The sequence below is a fragment of the Algoriphagus sp. genome (assembly GCF_039969895.1).
Classification (GTDB): domain Bacteria; phylum Bacteroidota; class Bacteroidia; order Cytophagales; family Cyclobacteriaceae; genus Algoriphagus.
Genome location: NZ_JBDVMZ010000021.1, coordinates 448,311 through 466,293, shown reverse-complemented (window position 1 = coordinate 466,293; position 17,983 = coordinate 448,311). Strand labels below are relative to the sequence as shown.

Annotated in this window: 16 protein-coding genes; 6 read left to right on the top strand and 10 right to left on the bottom strand. The window is 42.2% G+C overall.

The window, feature by feature from the left end; genetic code table 11:
• Positions 1–2 precede the first annotated feature (2 nt).
• Entirely contained in the window at positions 3–1,652 is a 1,650-nt protein-coding gene (locus tag ABJH64_RS16695) for an amino acid ABC transporter substrate-binding protein (RefSeq protein WP_348299084.1), read from the bottom strand.
• 232 nt (positions 1,653–1,884) lie between these two features.
• Positions 1,885–3,414: a glutamine-hydrolyzing GMP synthase gene (gene guaA / locus ABJH64_RS16690; RefSeq protein WP_348274446.1), complete on the bottom strand. Its 1,530-nt coding sequence runs from the start codon at positions 3,412–3,414 to the stop codon at positions 1,885–1,887.
• Between the two features lie 321 nt (positions 3,415–3,735).
• On the opposite strand from guaA, the gene ABJH64_RS16685 reads away from it, so the two are divergent.
• Entirely contained in the window at positions 3,736–5,451 is a 1,716-nt protein-coding gene (locus tag ABJH64_RS16685; RefSeq protein ID WP_348274445.1) for a M28 family peptidase, read from the top strand.
• A gap of 126 nt (positions 5,452–5,577) precedes the next feature.
• On the opposite strand, the gene ABJH64_RS16680 is transcribed toward ABJH64_RS16685, so the two are convergent.
• The 6 genes from ABJH64_RS16680 to ABJH64_RS16655 form a co-directional block, all read right to left on the bottom strand.
• Entirely contained in the window at positions 5,578–5,934 is a 357-nt protein-coding gene (locus tag ABJH64_RS16680) for a helix-turn-helix domain-containing protein (RefSeq protein ID WP_348274444.1), read from the bottom strand.
• Between the two features lie 13 nt (positions 5,935–5,947).
• The gene (locus ABJH64_RS16675) at positions 5,948–6,265 is read right to left on the bottom strand and encodes a type II toxin-antitoxin system HigB family toxin (protein WP_348274447.1); all 318 of its coding nucleotides are present in this window, start codon (positions 6,263–6,265) and stop codon (positions 5,948–5,950) included.
• Between the two features lie 82 nt (positions 6,266–6,347).
• Positions 6,348–7,355 carry a phosphotriesterase gene (locus ABJH64_RS16670; RefSeq protein WP_348274443.1) on the bottom strand — a complete coding sequence of 336 codons (1,008 nt, stop codon included), beginning with the start codon at positions 7,353–7,355 and terminating at the stop codon, positions 6,348–6,350.
• A 62-nt stretch (positions 7,356–7,417) separates the two neighbouring features.
• Positions 7,418–8,098 (bottom strand): SDR family oxidoreductase, encoded by a 681-nt coding sequence (locus ABJH64_RS16665; RefSeq protein WP_348274442.1) that lies wholly within the window; start codon positions 8,096–8,098, stop codon positions 7,418–7,420.
• A gap of 55 nt (positions 8,099–8,153) precedes the next feature.
• Positions 8,154–8,426, bottom strand: coding sequence for a hypothetical protein (locus ABJH64_RS16660; protein WP_348274441.1), 273 nt, complete (start codon positions 8,424–8,426; stop codon positions 8,154–8,156).
• 126 nt (positions 8,427–8,552) lie between these two features.
• Positions 8,553–8,768: a hypothetical protein gene (locus ABJH64_RS16655; RefSeq protein WP_348274440.1), complete on the bottom strand. Its 216-nt coding sequence runs from the start codon at positions 8,766–8,768 to the stop codon at positions 8,553–8,555.
• Positions 8,769–8,892: 124 nt separating this feature from the next.
• Between ABJH64_RS16655 and ABJH64_RS16650 the strand changes: the two genes are divergently transcribed.
• Positions 8,893–9,369, top strand: a complete 477-nt coding sequence (locus ABJH64_RS16650) for an acyl-CoA thioesterase (protein ID WP_348274439.1) — start codon at positions 8,893–8,895, stop codon at positions 9,367–9,369.
• Between the two features lie 187 nt (positions 9,370–9,556).
• Here ABJH64_RS16650 and ABJH64_RS16645 read toward each other — a convergent pair whose 3' ends face one another.
• Positions 9,557–11,635 carry a glycoside hydrolase family 20 zincin-like fold domain-containing protein gene (locus tag ABJH64_RS16645; protein ID WP_348299086.1) on the bottom strand — a complete coding sequence of 693 codons (2,079 nt, stop codon included), beginning with the start codon at positions 11,633–11,635 and terminating at the stop codon, positions 9,557–9,559.
• Positions 11,636–11,834: 199 nt separating this feature from the next.
• Between ABJH64_RS16645 and ABJH64_RS16640 the strand changes: the two genes are divergently transcribed.
• The 3 genes from ABJH64_RS16640 to ABJH64_RS16630 all read left to right on the top strand — a co-directional run bounded on the left by ABJH64_RS16640 (position 11,835) and on the right by ABJH64_RS16630 (position 14,585).
• Positions 11,835–13,166: a GntP family permease gene (locus ABJH64_RS16640; protein ID WP_348274437.1), complete on the top strand. Its 1,332-nt coding sequence runs from the start codon at positions 11,835–11,837 to the stop codon at positions 13,164–13,166.
• Positions 13,167–13,329: 163 nt separating this feature from the next.
• Positions 13,330–14,118, top strand: a complete 789-nt coding sequence (locus ABJH64_RS16635; protein ID WP_348274436.1) for a polysaccharide deacetylase family protein — start codon at positions 13,330–13,332, stop codon at positions 14,116–14,118.
• Between the two features lie 11 nt (positions 14,119–14,129).
• Entirely contained in the window at positions 14,130–14,585 is a 456-nt protein-coding gene (locus ABJH64_RS16630) for a phage tail protein (RefSeq protein ID WP_348274435.1), read from the top strand.
• Between the two features lie 210 nt (positions 14,586–14,795).
• Here ABJH64_RS16630 and katG read toward each other — a convergent pair whose 3' ends face one another.
• A complete protein-coding gene (katG, locus tag ABJH64_RS16625; protein ID WP_348274434.1) occupies positions 14,796–17,057 on the bottom strand; it encodes a catalase/peroxidase HPI in 2,262 nt (753 codons plus the stop codon).
• 332 nt (positions 17,058–17,389) lie between these two features.
• Here katG and ABJH64_RS16620 point away from each other — a divergent pair, with 332 nt between their 5' ends.
• Positions 17,390–17,947 carry a LemA family protein gene (locus tag ABJH64_RS16620; RefSeq protein ID WP_348274433.1) on the top strand — a complete coding sequence of 186 codons (558 nt, stop codon included), beginning with the start codon at positions 17,390–17,392 and terminating at the stop codon, positions 17,945–17,947.
• Positions 17,948–17,983 lie beyond the last annotated feature (36 nt).

The window sequence follows — 17,983 nt, the reverse complement described above, 5'->3', positions numbered from 1 at the left end:
GATTAATCTAATGGTTTCAACTCCCCAGCTTCTAAAGTAAACAGGGGTACGTATTGATTGTTATGTGCGTCTTGGAAATTAAATCCCCAAGTCAATTTTCCTGCTTGAAATGCTTTTTGATCTAAATTCCTTTTTAGATCAAAGCCTTTGGAATCAGACATATTCGAAGCTATCCAAGTCATCAATTCTGCTCCTAAGGCAGTATTCATGGTTGGTAGATTCAGGTACTTAGCATAATACCTACTTCTGAATTGCTGCATAGCCTCGCTGTAGAAGTTGAGTGTATTGTTTCCAATAAAATAGAAATTAGGAAACTCCAGCATCTCATAATTGGCAAAGTTGAAGCCCAACCATGAATCCATGACCAAGGTAGGGATGGTAGTGGTGATCGACTCCATCAGCGCAAAAGCAGGCTGCGCAATCGAAGGATCATCGGAAAGCAAAATCACCTGATCCACTGAAGGTCTTGCTTGACCGCTTCTAATTCCCAAGCCCTGTAAAAACTCGTTCGTATTTCTTGGGTTAATTTGCTCAAATTTCACTAGCTGAAATCCAGCACTACCCAGCTGATCCTGAAGCATCTTTGCCAGCATCTCATCTCTTGAGCTAGCGCTATAGCCTATGGCCACTCTTTTTCCCCAATTCTGCTTCTTCAAACCTTTCACAATTCCTGAAGCTATAGAACTCACAGCAGGTCTGAATAAGTAGCTGTATCCTAACTCCTCGAATCTATCGCCCAAGTTAGAAAGTGGGTGTACAAAAGGAATTCGAGCCGTCTCAGCAAACTTACTAACTAAGTCTGTTTCTTCAGGGTAAATCGGCCCTATGATAATATCAGCCGAAGAAATGGCTGGATCGGCCAATAGCTTTTGCAAATGGTTTACATCTCGCTTCGAATCGAAGGTCAACATATTGACTTTCACCCCGCTTTTTTTCAACTCATCCAAGCCATACTCCAAGCCAAGGTATAGCTCTAATACAAAATCAGAAGACGGAATACTGGACAAATCGCTGCGGGAAGGATTGGTAAAAGGTAGGATCACGGCAATATCTAACACCTGATCCTTTACCACATTAGTACTCTCGCTTGCTTTACCCTGCAGTTCGTAATAGGCATTTCGCTCGGAGGCAGACAGGATAGTTTGACTTTCCAGCACATCCTTCAGCGCCTCTCCATAGCCTTTATTTTCCTTAAATTCGGAAAGATTGGCTATCATAAAACTCACGCTCACCTGCTTCAGATTCTCATAAGTGGCGTTTTCAGCCAAAGTGATGATACGATCATCCTTGATTTTATTGATGAGCTGAAGTGCCTCTAGGTTTTGTTGATTTTTGAAATAGGCCACTGCTAGGAGGTATTTCGCCTCATCTGATTTTGCCCAGTTGGCCTCCACTATGGGTTCCAAAGCAGCAATGGCTTGGGCAGGCTGATTGGCCCCAAGGCTAGCTTCCCCTAGGTGAAAGGAGGCATAATTCGCCAGATTGCCATATTCTTTTGCGTCAGTGAATTCCTTGAAAAGCGAAATAGCTTCCCAGTAGTTTTTGGCTGCCAGTTCGGATTGAGCTTTACGATAAGCGTCCGGTGTAGGTACTTGAGCCTCGGCAAAGCTTAAGATGAAAAATACCGGAATTGCTAAAAGAAATTTTTTCATTTTATCGGGGTGAATCAAACATCAAACAGGGTCTGCAAATTTAACCCATTATTTTCAAACCCAAAGTTCAGGCCGAAAAGGGTTGGAGGTTGAAGGCAGGAAGTTTGGAGGTTGAAAGTTTGGAGGGAATTAGAATATGAAATTATTGAGCGATAATGCTAAACGTAAAAACCCGAAGAAATACCTCCGGGTTTCACAAGTTCAAATTGGAAAATTTCTAACCTCAAATAAGTTATTCCCACTCGATCGTAGCTGGTGGCTTGGACGAAATATCATAAACAACGCGGTTTACGCCCTTCACCTTATTGATGATTTCATTGGAAATCTTACCCAAAAACTCATACGGTAGATGAATCCAGTCTGCGGTCATGCCATCTACAGACCCCACGGCTCTCAGTGCCACTACTTTTTCATACGTACGTTCATCTCCCATCACGCCTACTGATTGGATCGGAAGTAGCATTGCTCCTGCTTGCCATACCTCATCATAAAGTCCATGATCTTTCAAACCTTTGATAAAAATATGATCCACTTCCTGAAGTGTTCTTACTTTCTCAGCAGTCACATCTCCCAAAATACGGATTCCTAGCCCCGGACCTGGGAAAGGATGACGCCCGATGATAGTTTCCACAATTTCTAAAGCGCGTCCGACTTCACGAACTTCGTCTTTGAACAAGGTATTCAAGGGCTCCACTACGGAAAGCTTCATGAAGTCTGGCAAACCGCCCACATTGTGGTGAGATTTGATGGTAGCAGAAGGGCCTTTTACAGAAATAGACTCAATCACATCTGGGTAAATAGTGCCTTGTCCAAGCCACTTTACACCTTCCAATTTATTTGATTCCTCGTCGAAAACCTCGATAAAGGCATTTCCAATTGCTTTTCTTTTCGCTTCAGGATCAGTAACTCCAGCTAGTGCATCATAGAACTTTTGCTTAGCATCTACACCTATCACATTAAGTCCCATGTGCTTGTACGAGTCCAACACATCTTCGAATTCATTTTTGCGAAGCAAACCATTATCAACAAATACGCAGATCAGCTGGTCACCGATCGCGCGGTGGATCAAGGTAGCAGCTACTGAAGAATCAACGCCGCCAGATAAGCCCATTACTACTTTATCCGAACCGATTTTAGCTTTCAACGCTTCAATACTTGCATCAATGAATACATCCGAAGTCCAATCCTGAGCGCATCCGCAAATTCCAACCACGAAGTTTCTAAGTAGATTTTTCCCTTCGGAAGAATGCGTTACTTCCGGGTGAAACTGAATGCCGTAGGTTTCTTCATGCTGGATTTTGAAAGCAGCTACACGAACTGAGTCAGTACTGGCAATCACATCAAAATCAGCTGGCAAATTCTTGATCGTATCTCCATGAGACATCCATACTTGCGAACCATGGCTCATTTCTTTGAGCAAATCGTAGTGGTTGTCCAGATGAGTCAAATTGGCGCGTCCGTATTCACGAATTTCCGAAGGAGCTACTTCTCCTCCATATTTTTGTGCCAAAAGTTGTGAACCATAACACACACCTAAAAGTGGAAGTTTTCCTCTCAGTGCATCCAAATCCAAATCAGGAGAACCTTCGTCCCGAACGGAGCAAGGAGAACCTGAAAGAATCACTCCTTTGATGTCGGAAGTGATTTCTGGTACTTTGTTATAAGGGTGGATTTCACAATAAACATTCAGCTCTCTAACTCTTCGGGCGATGAGTTGCGTGTACTGAGAACCGAAATCGAGGATCAAGATTTGTTCTGCCATGCGCAAAGGTAATCAGCTAAGGGAAAATTAAAAGATTGAAACATTGGAAAATTGGAAAATTGAGCGAAGTAGTATCACCTTGAGCGAAGTAGAAGGGGTTAAAGATTGATACATTGGAAGATTTGGGTTGGCAGTTGGAAAGTGGTAAAGTTTGAAAGTGACCCTCCATAATTTTCAGCCACTCATTAATAAATCTAGATCACAAATAGAGATATAGGACAGAGGTTCTTTTAATGTCCTAAATCGTAATTCCCCTATCGCAAATAAGCGTAGAAAGTAGTATCTAGCAGTTACTAACCAACTAAAAAGCATCATTTTGCCATGAAAATAAAAGCATCCCTCCTATCCCTATTGCTACTTCTAAGCTCTGTTTCTTTCGCTCAGAATGCCCCGCTACAAAAAGTAACTGATCCATATTTTGATTTGGTAAGACCAGAATTCAAGGGTGATCTAGCTTATGAGACGGTTGCTTTCGTAGAGCAATACTGGAGAGTTGCTGGTAACACGGGCTTTAACAATTCTGTGAGATTGATCGCAGAAAAGCTGGAAGCAGCAGGATATGTTTTGGAGGAAAAAGCTACCGATTCAGATCGCTTGACTTATAGAATCGAAACTAGGGAAATGCGTCAACCGACTTGGGAGCCCGTTTCTTCTTCCTTGAAAATAGTGGGATCTGCTGAAAATCTGCTTTCCTCAGAGACCAACCGAAACATGATTTACATGTATTCTAGCTCCACTCCGAAGGAAGGCGTTCAAGGGCAAGTCATTTATATCGAAAATAAAGAAGACTTGGCTTCAACAGAATTGAATGGCAAAATTCTTTTTTCCGACAAGCTCAGCTATAGAAGTTTGCAAGCTGCCGTTAAAGAGAAAGGTGCACTAGGCGTAATGACTTATGATCTGCCATCTTATTTGCAACCGGAGAAAAACGTCACTTCTATCCAGTTCCGGGGCTTGAGATATGATGAGAAAAACCCAGATTGGGCGATTGCTCTTTCTTTCGAAGCCAAAGAAAAATTGAAAGCTGAGTTGGCAAAAGGGAAAGTAGAAGTTCTAGTGAAAGCCGAAACGAAGATTTACGAATCGGAAGAACTTACAGTCGTAGCGAATGTAAAAGGATCGGAATTGCCTTTAGAAAGTCTGGTTTTCTCTGCTCACATCCAAGAGCCAGGAGCAAATGATAACGCTACTGGGGTAGGAACCCAATTGGAAATGGCGAAAATCACTGCTGACTTGGTCAAACAAGGGAAACTGGACCTGAAGCGCACGTTGACTTTCCTTTGGGGAGATGAGATCATTTCCACCGGAAGATATATCAAGGAAAAAGAAAAGAGAGAAGCTGAAATCAACTGGGGAATTTCTCTGGATATGGTAGGAGAAAATACGGATGTGACTGGCGGCACATTTCTTATCGAGAAAATGCCTGACCCTAGCGCTATTTGGACTCGTGGGGAAGATAAGCACAGCGAATGGGGAGGTTCTCCGATGACTGTGGATCAGATGAAGCCTCACTATTTGAATGATTTTATCTTAACCAATTTCAAAGCACAAGGAGAATTTGCCGATTGGGTAGTCAAGTCCAATCCATTCGAAGGCGGATCTGATCACACGCCATTTTTGCAGGCAGATATTCCGGGATTGCTACTTTGGCACTTTACAGATCAATTTTACCATACGGATAATGATCGACTGGATAAGGTTTCTCAAAAAACTATGGTTAATGTAGGTACAGCGGCATTAGTTTCTGCTTTTACACTTCTGAATGCAGACTCAACTACTGCTCAGCAAATGGTACTAATGCTTATGTCAAAAGCTACTATCCGTCTCACGACAGAATCTGTTTTAAGTAAAAAAGTGATAGCTGAAGGAGGATCGAAAGCTGGGGAGCAATTGATTTTGGATACTTGGACGGACTATTATATCAGGTCTCTGGATTCGATCAAGGATATGGTGGCTGTAGATGATGCAGAAACTTTGAGACAAATAGAGTTTGCTAAAGTTGGGCTGAAGGAGCAGGTGAAAGGATTTCAGTTGTAAGATGATTATATCCCGCGGCGACGCACGGCGCTGCGAATATTTGCTCTAATTTAATTTAATACCTCTACCTACTTTAATTTTAGAATTGAATTTCAACCTTGATACAAAAGCGTAAATAACTTGAAATTAAGAGCTATGCAAAAAAACCTCCGCAGGAAGACTGAAGAAATCTCTAAGCTTTTGAGCCATTTTTAACGTGATATCTCGCTTGCCCGACAAAACCGCTGATACATGACCTTTACTACCAATGAGTGGCTCAAGATCCTTGGCTTTGATTCCCATTTCATTCATTTTGTACTTGATCACTTCAAGCGGTTCAAGTTCAGGAAGCTGATAATGCTTTTCATCGTAATCTTTGACCAGGACTAATAGCAATTCAAGCTCATCAATCTCAGGAGAATTTGGATCTGCATGGAATATTTCCATCAGCCTCAGCGATGCTTTGTTATAGTCGTCTTCGCTTTTTAAAACTTTCCATTTCATAATCCTATCTTTTTCACATTAAAACTTTCGGATCAAATTCGATCGTGCTTACGTCTATTTTGTCGTATTGTTTATGCGTTCCAAACCAAATTACATAACAGGCTTTTTGCAAAAAATTTATTGAAACTACTAGCCGAAAATCGTTACCCTTTATGTTAAAGACAACCCTCGTGTTGCTTACGATGCTTGCATTTCCATAAACTTCCTTAAGTTCATTGTAATTTGAAAATTCTCTTTTTGAAAACTCAGTGTACCAAATCACTAACTGTGTCGAAGCCGAAGGATATTTTTTAGCGTAATACAAAATAGTCTTCTTGACGAGAATTCGCATTTTCAAAGGTATTAAAAAGTCATCATTTTGCAAACTTAATTTGTGGCGTCACAAATCCCAAGAGTTTGAAAATTGAATTTGATCATTGACCATTCCTAATCCCAAAAGCGCTTCTAGGGTTTTCTTCCAAAAGCATTTTCCAATCTGATTCTCCAAATCCTTTTGCATTCAGCGATGGCATAAGCATTACGAAGATATTAGTAAAGGGCAGAAAATCTCCACCATCAGGCTTGGCTGGATCATACCAACCTGCATCGTGGGAAATCAGAACTTGGTCTAGAAAACCATTCTCTTTTGCAAAAAGTAAGCGCTCAACATATTCATCTATACTCCACCCTATTCCATCCCAACTGATCCAAATTCCACGTTTGGCAGCTTCCAGATAATTCTGGAAATCCTGCTCCGCCTGCGCATGTACCCACACAAAAGCTGAAGGATCTACACCCATTTCCTCCAAAATTGCGACCTCTTGCTTTGCTGTTTTCCAAGTTCCCGTGTGTGAATAAATATTCAAACCGGTTTCTTTAAAAGTCAGCCCAGCTGCTTTGACCAGTTTTGCATCAACTTCCCTTAGAGGCGATTCCTCGTTTACAGAAATTTTGATAAACCCTGGCTTGATCCCAGTTTCCTCTATCCCATTTTCAAATTCAACTATCCATCGCCTTGATAATTGCTCTGCCGATTCGGTAAAGGCAAAGTCTGGCAAATACTTTCCCTCTACCGCTCCGTAAAAACCCGTGTTGGTAATGAGTTGTATTCCCGATTGCTCACTGAGCTTTTTAAGCAAAAGTGGATCCTTGGCCAAATAAGAAGGTGTACAATCAAAAATGGTCTTCACTCCATACTTTTTCACTTCCAATAAATAAGGCAGAACCTTCGCGATAACTTGGGCTGAAGTATAGCGATCAGGCGACACGGAATCAGCTCCTATGAAATCCACCAGCATGTGCTCGTGAATTAACGTCAGACCAATCGAATCGATGGGTATTGACCCAGTGACGGTATTTATTGAAGTGCTGGAGGAATCTGGCTTCGTGCAGGAGAAAGCCAAAAAAAGAAAACTTAATCCAAGGTGTAGAGCTTGCTTCATTTATAAAACTAAGCAACTCCCTCAGATTAAGTCAACTGTATTTCGATAGATATGCTTTTTTCTTATTTGAGCGAGGACATTCCCCCGTCAATATGCAAGATCTGCCCGGTTACCCAGGATGATTTTTCATCTAGCAAAAAGAGCGTTGCCGCAGCAATATCCTGTGGCGTCCCTATCCTACCTAGCGGATGCCTTTTGTCAGAAGCCGCGCGTTTTTCATCGGTACTCACGAGCTGCTTTGCCAATGGAGTATCCGTTAGCGACGGCGCTATGGCGTTGACCCGGATGTGATTGGGAGCCCACTCGGCCGCTAGAGATCTCACCAAACCTTCTACCGCTCCTTTGGCAGAGGCTATACCAGCATGAAATCCCATCCCTGTCTGTACTGCAACTGTACTGTACATGACTACAGAAGCCGATTCTGATTTTTTCAAACCCTTCATGCAGGCTTGAAGAATTTTGACCGCTCCAAAAAAATTTACATCCATTTCGGCTTTGAAATCCTCTGGGGAAATTCTATGAAATGGCTTCAAATTGATAGAGCCAGGACAATAGACTAAGCCATCGATTACTTCGGGCAGATCCTGAATTTCTGAATTTTCATCGGTGATATCCAGCTGCGTAGTTCCTTCGCCACTTCTAGAGTACAAGAACAGCTTTGCTCCTTCTTTCTCCGCTTGTGCAGCTACTTCCTTACCAATTCCTGAATTTCCTCCGATGATGACAATATTTTTTCCTTTCATTACTTTTCCTTTTTTGATTAAAGCGGATTGAAAGGACTATTGTTTGAAATTGGGCTTATTTCAGCTCATAAAAATAAATCGTCTGCCTGTCCTTTTCCACCGCATCTGGATCTTCGTCCGGTTTGGAATAAGAATAAAGAATATCGCGAACCGAAAATAGTTTTACATCCCAAGAGCCTTCCCATAGTTTATGCTCATCCTTGAAAATTTGATAGTACGTTTTGGTTTTATACTTTTCTGCCAAATCAGTAAATTCAGATCCACCTAAATACTCTTTTGGCAGCTTATCAACTTCATGCTGTGGAGCGGCACCAGAATACCAAGTCAAAAGGTAATCCTTTGATAATCTTTAAGATAAATGCTGAGAGTTCATTTAGAAATTCATCAGAGGAAATCTCAGGATTTGGTGGGAGAATTTGCTTATACGTATCATTCGGATTTAATGGAATAGACTTTAATAAGCATAGGTATCTTTTCCAACTACATAAACCTCCGGTGAATTTGGAAACAACATCCATAATTCATCTCCAATCTCAACAATAGTTGGATCTTTATTCACATAGTCTGCCGGTGATTTTCGTTTTTCACTCCCTTCAGGAATGGAACTACTTCTGATTTCAATTAAAGAGTGCGGATCACGAAGCGTTATTAAACCAGCATTGAATTTCATTACGCTTTTATTCCTTTTTTTTCCTCACTTCAGATTTCGGACAAAACTATGACTAGCCCCTAACCCTATTCTTAGAAACCTCAAAATATCTAGTAGCTTAGCCCTTAAAAAAAACTTCAGCGCCATGGACACCTCCCACAAAACTTCATTCCAGTTTATCAGCGAACCCTCAGACATCAACTTTGGAGGAAAAGTACATGGAGGTGTAGTGATGAAGTGGATCGATCAAGCGGCCTATACCTGTGCCAGAACCTGGTCAGAATCCTACTGTGTGACGGTTTATGTCGGCGGTATCCGATTTTACAAGCCTATCAATATCGGAGATGTAATCAAGGTAGATTGTGCTGTGATCTATACAGGAAGCTCCAGTATTCACATTATGGTGGAAGTCTATTCCAGAGATTTTGGACAAAAGGAATTTGAGAAAAAGACGCACTGCATCATCATCTTCGTATCTGTGGACGAACATGGCAATCCGCAAAAGGTAAAGCCTTGGGTCCCTCAAACCACCCAAGAAAAGAAACTCGAAGAATACGCTACGCGGCTGAAAGCTCTCAGAGAAGATATTCATAACGAGATGAAGCCTTTCTTTAATGAGTAGATTTTTTGGATATAGAATGAGGGAAATTGAATGTTTTACTTGGTCTAAAGAGAGTTTCCGAGTTGTCTAATCGGGGATAAGTGATGGGTAGCAAAATTCAAATCAGCTAGTGAACTCTAGTCGAGTGCTTGGTGATTCGAGAAAAGATCATCGAGGTTTTTAAAAAAACCTCACGGGCCACGATCACCTATTTGCTTTCCAAATCACCAGTCATTATCAGGCTATTTCCTTCTTTGATTTTCTGAATGAAAAGACCCTCCACGTAGAACTGCCAATCTGAAAATTTGATCGCCTGGTTAGCCAAATGTACATGGTGATCTTGATCCAGGAGGTAAGTAGCTGGCTTATCTAGAACACGGGTTTTACCATAAACCTCCTCTAATTCGGCTAGCTGAGATTTCCATTCACTTTCCAAATTCAATAACTTGTCCTTCGCAGCCTCTCTTTCCTCACCTGTTTTTGCCAAATCCCATTCTTCTAAAAGAAGTAGTGATCTGTTCGAAAACTGCGTGACTTTGGCTACTTGTTCATACACATCTAAGGTATAGGTATTCCTTTTTGCAACTTTTTTGGCCTCAGCTATAGTGGACAGTACCGAGTCCACAGCCAGCTTATTTTCTCTCGCTTTGGTCAATTTCACTTCATTTCTTTTCACCCATTCGCCAGGAGAATTAGCATCTGGCAAAGTCAAAACAGCATCCCGCATAGGATTATCCATAGCTCGCAGTCTATTTCTATCTCTCGACTCCAGCAGGGCATTTTTCCAAAAAGCTACCGGAGCTTCCAAATCATTAATGAAAGCAAACTCAGAAGAAGTCAGCTCACTCCCAAAAGTCCGCTGTCTGAAGGCAGTATGAATTTCTTCGGAGGTACGCTTTTTTCCGGACCAAGTGTATTCTGCGAAAATCGCGATCCCTCTTTGGAACAATTCAAAATGTGGGGAATCATCGTCCCAGAGTGTCAAAAGCAAACCATCTGCCTGATTATCAATAGAAATAAGTGCAAAGTCCCGAATGTTCGCCGTGTTGCTTTCTTCAAGTGGCATAAGGTTCCAACGGGTTTGTCCAGCCGTCGCTCCCATGACCTGAAAGCCATTATCCGTAAACCACTTCATCGCGCGGTTATTTCCAGGCGTCTCAGGCATGCTATAATTCCAGCGCATGTAGATGCAGTTTTTTGGGAACATTTCCACATACTCATTCAGTTTGGGTTCGTTCACCTGCCAGATACTATCTACCTGCGCTTCTGTTAATTTTCTATTGAAGATAGAACCATATACTCCAGCATTTTGCAACGGCATATCATCCCAAAATATCGGTGTCACCTGATGCTCTTCAGCATAGCTACTCACTCTATTCAACCAAGTCAACTGTAGTTCTAAAGCAGATTTCCCACTACCTCGCCCGGTGGTATGAACTTCGTCGCCACCGACGTGCAGGTATTGGGCAAAAGGAAAAGCAGCTAATGCATCTGAATACAAATCGAATTGCACATCATACGTGCGCTCATCCAGCGGATTGAAAGCCCAATCGCTAGCTGGATCATCTCGAAGATCTTGGTATTCCTCGTGCTTCAGGATGAAAGAGGCATGACCTAACCCTTGCACTAAAGGAGAAATCCGGATATTTCTAGCCATGGCATACTCACTTAGTTTTTTCCATTCTGCAATAGACCAGGCATCAGGAGAACCAACTTTTGGCTGCCTTTCAAATGCCAGTTTATCCTCAATTTCCAAGATAATCCCATTGATCTTCATTTCAGCCAAGCGATCCATCAACTGGTAGTAATATTCCCGCTTCTCCAGGTGATGTTTCACATCAAGGTGCACCGCACGATAGGCAAGTGCCGGCTCATCTTTTATGGAGATCAAAGGCAAAGCTGCATCTTGATCTTCTGCGTCTTGAACCAACTGACCAAGCGTAATCACTCCGTACCAAAGTCCTTCATTCGTAGATGCCGAGATATCAATATGATCTTTGGAAATCATCAGGGAGTACCCTTCTGAGTTTAGCTCAGCATTGGGGTTTAGACTAAGGCTGACCACATCCTGTGATGATTCTGGCAGAGATTTTCCAGAGATAAAATCATTTTTCATCTCCTGCACCCTATCTGCGATAGCTGAAGGCGACAATTCTGAAACTCCCGTAATCTCTACCTCAGCGGGGCTAGGCAAAATCATATAGTTGCCCTCCTTGGTAGGAACGGAGGTGCAGGAAGCCAGGGTCAATACAAAAACAAGGAAGTTAAAAATGGATATGCGGATCATGTGAAGAGGTTTATTGAAACAAATTAGTAGCACCGGTAAAAATAAGAGAATATTAAAAGGCCTCTTTGCCATTCAACAAACAATTTGGAAGCTATTCTGAGGATACACTTTAATTCTCCCTTTTTTTATCTAATTTTTAGGATGAAGGTAGCGAAGTAAAAACATTCGTTGTCTGATCTCAAACCCAACCTAACCCAAGATGCTCACTCTTCTGATTATTCTTTTTGCCCTGGCACTCATTCTCCTTGCCATCGTCAAATTCGACATCCACCCCTTTCTTGCGCTTTTTTGCGGAGCCATACTCTACGGTCTGCTCGCTGGAATGCCTGGTGAGTTGATTCTAAAATCCATTTCCGAAGGCTTCGGCGGAGTATTGGGAAGTATAGGATTGCTGATTTTGCTGGGTGTGATGATGGGTACTTTTCTGGAGAAAACTGGTGGTGCCATTGTCATAGCTGAAAAAATCCTGAAATGGATCGGGGAGAAATCGGTGACGCTCGCGATGATGATCTCGGGATACATCCTATCTATACCTGTATTTGGGGACAGCACTTTTATTATGATGAACCCGATTAGCAAGTCACTTTCGTTGAAAAGTAAGGTTCCTTATGCGGCAACGACCATTGCATTGGCTTTGGGAGCCACTGCCTCGCATTCCCTCGTCCCTCCTACTCCCGGACCGATTGCTACGGCGGGGATTTACGAGGCAGATTTGGGAATGATTATTTTCTACGGTTTGATAGTGAGTTTGATTGCCCTGATACCGAGTTATATTTTTGTCAAGAAAGTAGCCTTTAAAATCCCTTTGGTGCCAAAAATGGCTGTGAAATCAGAGGAAATTGAGCTGAAAAACAGACCCACAGCATTTGCCTCTTTTCTTCCAATTATCGTCCCTTTGATCTTAATCATAATCGCTTCCATAGCGAAGTATCCGACCAAGCCTTTTGGAGAAGGAGCTTTTTACACCTTTATTCAATTTGCGGGAAGCCCAGTTATTGCCTTACTATTAGGCGTATTTTTGGCCTTTTCCCTTCCAAAAAAATTCGACGCCAAGCTACTTTCATCCTCCGGATGGGTAGGTGAAGCTATTCTGATCGCAGCTCCGGTAATTCTGATCACTGGAGCGGGTGGGGTATTTGGGAAAATGCTACAGAATTCCGGGATTGGCGATCTGGTCAGCACAAGCATGAGTGGTGCAAGCTGGGGGATTTTTCTTCCGTTTTTGATAGCATTCGCGCTGAAAACGGCGCAAGGCTCTTCTACTGTGGCGATGATCACCACGGCTTCGATTGTGGCTCCGCTTTTGGGATCACTAGGACTTGACTCAGAAAGTATGCGAGTATTCGCCGTTCTGGCCACAGGCGCAGGAGCAATGGCGATCTCCCATGCCAATGACAGTTTCTTCTGGGCCGTCACTCAGCTTTCAGGACTCTCCATCAAGCAAGGAAATCAAACCCACAGTTTGGGTACGCTGATCATGTCGTTGACGGCGATCAGCGTGATCTATCTGATTACGCTGTTGGTGGGTTGAGGAAGTGGGACGTTGGACGTTTGAGGGAGTAAGTTAATTTACTCGCGTTGCTAAAAAACAAGTTGATTGAAAGCTACTAGGCAATAAACTCATTTATTGAGGATTAGCTATACACGTTATGTTTTTTTGAGAGAACAAAGCTTCAACCTATCATCATTAGCTCATGAAAACCCTCACCCTCCTACTTTTAAGCTTTTTCCTCTACCTCAGCACTCAAGCCCAAATCCTTAAGCAACCAATACCAGATAAATTAGTGGTTCTCACTTTTGATGATGCGTCAGCTAGCCACTATACTGTTGTTGCACCTATGTTGAAGGAATATGGATTTGGTGGAACATTCTTCGTCTGTGAGTTTCAGCCAAATTATGCAGACAGTACACTATATATGAATTGGAGACAGATTCAGGAATTGGATAAAATGGGATTAGAAGTGGCTAATCACACGCATACTCACGCCAATGTCAGTAAATTATCCCAAGCAGAATTCAATGAACAACTCGAATATATCGAGTCAAAATGTGACTCGCTTGGAATTCCCAAACCAACCAACTTCGCCTATCCCGGATATGGTCTAAATCCCCAGGTAATCAAGTTTTTGGAAGCAAAAAACTATGTCTTCGCCAGAGCAGGAGGAAGTAGAGCCTACCATCCTCAGAGTGATCATCCGTATCTAGTTCCTAGTTGGGCGACGGATGAAACTAATAAAGAGGAAATTTTAGCTGCTTTTGATCAGGCCAAAGACGGCAGTATCGTTGTTTTAACAATTCACGGCGTTCCCGATATCGAACATCCTTGGGTGAATACGCCAACTGAGCTTTTTAAAGCATATTTGGAATACTTAAAAGAGAATGAGTTTAGAGTCATTTCTATGAAAGAATTGGAGAAGTACATTGATGTGAAGGAAGCTAAAAAAACGATAAGTCTAGATTTCGAGAAAAAGCTTTCTAACTAACCTTATATAACATGACAAGCGAAACTGAAGACAGCAATTGGCCCTTGCCGAAATTTTACTTTTCAGTGAAATTTGATTCTCTTCCCGCACCTATATCTTTTCAGGAAGTTACCGGATTGGATGCTGAACCCGATAGCTTAGACTTCAGACATGGTAACAATCCAGTGTTTTCAACAGTAAAAATGTCTGGTAGTGCCAAATCTTCCACTATCACATTAAAAAATGGGGTTTTTCCTAAGAAAAATGACTTTTGGAAATGGTTCAGTACCATAAAAATGAATACAATAAAAAGAGAAAAAGTCCTTATCCAACTGTTAGATGAATCTGATAATCAAACTATAACATGGGTATTAACTAATGCTTTTCCTACAAAAATTACCGGAACAGATAGTAATGAAGTAAGTGAAGAAATAGCTATAGAATCACTAGAGCTTTCACATGAAGGTTTGACTATTTCAAACCCTTAATAAAACAATATGATTATCCGCTTTTCTACCAGTAAGGTGTATAAGCAATGTAGCAAATGTTAAACTTAAGAATTGAGGCCGCTTCGGTCATCGGTCTTCCAACCAGATAAGCCAGGAATATAAGGTGACTGGCATTATTGCGGATAATAATAAAAACCAAAAAGGTGACCCGTTGCCAGATCACCTTTTAGAATTTTACGCTATTTTCAATTAAGCCAAATCGTAGCGATCGAGCATCATCACCTTGTTCCAAGCAGCTACAAAGTCATTTATGAACTTGTCACTAGCATCTGAGCTAGCATAGAACTCAGATAATGCACGCAGCTCAGAATTCGAACCAAAGATCAAATCTGCTCTTGTTCCTGTCCATTTGACCTGACCTGTTTTTCGATCAGAACCTAAGAAAGCATGAGCACCTGTATCAGCTGCTTTCCAAGTAATCCTCATGTCTAAGATATTCTTGAAGAAGTCATTAGTCAAAGCACCTGGAGTGCTTGTAAATACACCATACTTAGAATTATCATAGTTGGTACCTAGCACTCGCAATCCACCAACTAAAACAGTCATTTCCGGCGGAGTAAGCGTTAGCAATTGAGCGCGATCCACAAGCATTTCTTCTGCAGATGCTTTGTGAGTAGGTCGGAAATAATTCCTGAAACCGTCTGCTGCTGGTTCCATTGCTGCAAAAGAAGCTACATCTGTCTGGGCCTGAGAAGCATCTGCACGACCAGGAGTAAATGGAACGGTGATATCTTTGCCTGCATTTTTAGCAGCTTGCTCCACACCTGCACATCCTGCCAATACAATCATATCTGCCAGAGAAATTTGCTTTCCTCCAGTTTGAGCACCATTGAATTCCTTTTGGATTGCTTCTAATTTTTCAAGCACTTTTCCAAGCTGAGCTGGATTGTTCACTTCCCAATATTTTTGAGGAGAAAGTCTGATACGTGCACCATTGGCACCACCACGCATATCTGATCCACGGAAAGTAGAGGCAGAAGCCCAAGCAGTAGAAACCAACTCTGAAACAGAAAGTCCAGAGGCTAAGACTTTACTTTTTAGCGAAACTACATCCTGTTCATTTACTAGCTCGTGAGATACCGCTGGAATAGGATCTTGCCAGATCAGCTCTTCAGTAGGAACCTCTGGGCCTAGATAACGGTCTTTAGGTCCCATATCTCTGTGAGTCAATTTGAACCATGCACGTGAAAATGCTTCTGCAAACTGGTCTGGATTTTCATAAAATCTCCTTGATATTTTCTCATAGGCAGGATCCTCTCTCAAAGAAAGATCCGTCGTCAACATAGCTGGCGCATGCTTTTTGGCTGGATCAAAGGCATCTGGAACCGTTCCGGCTCCGCCTCCGCCTTTTGGTGTCCACTGATGTGCACCGGCAGGGCTTTTAGTCAGCTCCCAATCAAATCCGAATAAATTTTCGAAGAAGGTATTATCCCATTTCGTAGGCGTCTGAGTCCAGGTCACTTCAAGACCTGATGTAATGGTGTCTCCTGAGTGACCTTTGCCAAAAGAGCTTTTCCAGCCCAATCCCATCTCTTCAATTCCTGCTCCTTGTGGCTCCTTGCCTACATATTCTCCCGGATCTGCCATTCCGTGAGCTTTTCCGAAGGTATGACCACCTGCTATCAGCGCCACCGTCTCTTCATCGTTCATAGCCATGCGCCCAAAAGTCTCACGAATATCATGAGCCGCGGCCACTGGATCGGGTTGACCTTTTGGCCCTTCAGGATTCACATAGATCAACCCCATGTGCGAAGCTCCTAGTGGATTTTCCAACTCTCTTTCGCCACTCTCACTTGCATAGCGTTCCTTATCACCAAGCCACTCGCCTTCTGAACCCCAGTAAATATCCTCCTCTGGCTCCCAGACATCCACTCTTCCCCCTGCGAAGCCGAAGGTTTTCAATCCCATCGTTTCCAAAGAAACATTTCCTGCCAAAATCAATAAATCAGCCCAAGATAGCTTGATGCCATACTTTTGTTTGATAGGCCAAAGTAAGTAGCGTGCCTTATCTAGATTGGCATTATCTGGCCAGCTATTGAGCGGTGCAAAACGCTGAGACCCTGAACCCCCTCCACCTCTTCCGTCTGCAATTCTATAAGTACCTGCTGAGTGCCAAGCCATTCGGATAAAAAATGGACCGTAATGACCAAAATCCGCTGGCCACCAATCCTGAGAATCAGTCATTAAATCAGCCAAATCCTTTTTGACCGCTGCCAAATCCAACTTTTTGAATTCTTCTGCATAGTTAAAATCAGGACCCAATGGGTTGGATTTGGAAGAATGTTGACGAAGGATATTCAGGTTCAGCATGTTAGGCCACCAGTCGCGGTTCTTTGTACCGCCACCAGCCGTCTGATGAATTGATCCACTCGTGAAAGGGCACTTAGCCGAACTGTCATTGACATCCCAAACAGGGTCTGTAGAGTTATGTCCGTTTCCGTTGTTGCTCATATGTATAAAATTTATGGTTATTTTCTTGAGTAAGCTAAGATATTGAAAAGGGATAATATGTAATTCAAAATTCGATTGATAAAAACTATGAGTCTTTTACACATGCGATTATATCCACTTTAGCTTGAGAATTAGCTGCGAATCAAATTACCCAATATCGCTGAAAGATTCAATTTTCAAGAGTCGATTAAGAAGTTCTAAAGTGATAGACGTCTTGAATTTTCAATAAAAGTTGGTACTTTGAAAATGCCAACCTGCCTTAAAAAACATGCAAAAATCCATTCTATTTTTTTCGCAGCATTTGTTCACCTTCAATCAAATCTCAACTCATTATGACAACTCTGATCATCACTCTAGGTATTATACTCCTTTTAGGATTCATTTTAGTCGGAATATTCAATCGTTTTGTGAAAAACAAAAACACCGTCAAAGATGGCTGGAGCAACATAGATGTCGCGCTAAAGCGACGCTATGATCTGATTCCAAATCTGGTAGAAACTGTAAAAGGCTACGCTAGTCACGAAAAAGAAACGCTCGAAGCAGTGATCCAAGCTAGAAATGCTGCAATAGCTGTTCCTTCAAACGATATTAATGCTCAAATACAAGCAGAAAACCAATTGCAAAAAACCCTGCGAAGCATCTTTGCCTTGAGCGAAGCCTATCCTGATCTGAAGGCAAACACAAACTTCCTACAGCTTCAAGCCAAACTCAATGAAATAGAAGAAAATCTGGAGCGAGCCAGACGCTATTACAATGGCACCGTACGCGAAAACAATACGTACGGCGAAAGTTTCCCCGCTGTGATGGTAGCTGGCATGTTCAATTACCAGCACTTTGACTACTTCGAGGCTGAGCCAGAAAGTCGCGAGAATGTTAAGGTAAGTTTTTGATCAAATCAATTCAGAAACACCAGAAATTCACATGAG

What these genes read in the sequence shown, in the direction of transcription:
- ABJH64_RS16695 (WP_348299084.1), bottom strand. Translation starts at nt 1,652, where the DNA reads ATGAAAAAATTTCTTTTAGCAATTCCGGTATTTTTCATCTTAAGCTTT.
- guaA (WP_348274446.1), bottom strand. Translation starts at nt 3,414, where the DNA reads ATGGCAGAACAAATCTTGATCCTCGATTTCGGTTCTCAGTACACGCAA.
- ABJH64_RS16685 (WP_348274445.1), top strand. Translation starts at nt 3,736, where the DNA reads ATGAAAATAAAAGCATCCCTCCTATCCCTATTGCTACTTCTAAGCTCT.
- ABJH64_RS16680 (WP_348274444.1), bottom strand. Translation starts at nt 5,934, where the DNA reads ATGAAATGGAAAGTTTTAAAAAGCGAAGACGACTATAACAAAGCATCG.
- ABJH64_RS16675 (WP_348274447.1), bottom strand. Translation starts at nt 6,265, where the DNA reads ATGCGAATTCTCGTCAAGAAGACTATTTTGTATTACGCTAAAAAATAT.
- ABJH64_RS16670 (WP_348274443.1), bottom strand. Translation starts at nt 7,355, where the DNA reads ATGAAGCAAGCTCTACACCTTGGATTAAGTTTTCTTTTTTTGGCTTTC.
- ABJH64_RS16665 (WP_348274442.1), bottom strand. Translation starts at nt 8,098, where the DNA reads ATGAAAGGAAAAAATATTGTCATCATCGGAGGAAATTCAGGAATTGGT.
- ABJH64_RS16655 (WP_348274440.1), bottom strand. Translation starts at nt 8,768, where the DNA reads ATGAAATTCAATGCTGGTTTAATAACGCTTCGTGATCCGCACTCTTTA.
- ABJH64_RS16650 (WP_348274439.1), top strand. Translation starts at nt 8,893, where the DNA reads ATGGACACCTCCCACAAAACTTCATTCCAGTTTATCAGCGAACCCTCA.
- ABJH64_RS16645 (WP_348299086.1), bottom strand. Translation starts at nt 11,635, where the DNA reads ATGATCCGCATATCCATTTTTAACTTCCTTGTTTTTGTATTGACCCTG.
- ABJH64_RS16640 (WP_348274437.1), top strand. Translation starts at nt 11,835, where the DNA reads ATGCTCACTCTTCTGATTATTCTTTTTGCCCTGGCACTCATTCTCCTT.
- ABJH64_RS16635 (WP_348274436.1), top strand. Translation starts at nt 13,330, where the DNA reads ATGAAAACCCTCACCCTCCTACTTTTAAGCTTTTTCCTCTACCTCAGC.
- ABJH64_RS16630 (WP_348274435.1), top strand. Translation starts at nt 14,130, where the DNA reads ATGACAAGCGAAACTGAAGACAGCAATTGGCCCTTGCCGAAATTTTAC.
- katG (WP_348274434.1), bottom strand. Translation starts at nt 17,057, where the DNA reads ATGAGCAACAACGGAAACGGACATAACTCTACAGACCCTGTTTGGGAT.
- ABJH64_RS16620 (WP_348274433.1), top strand. Translation starts at nt 17,390, where the DNA reads ATGACAACTCTGATCATCACTCTAGGTATTATACTCCTTTTAGGATTC.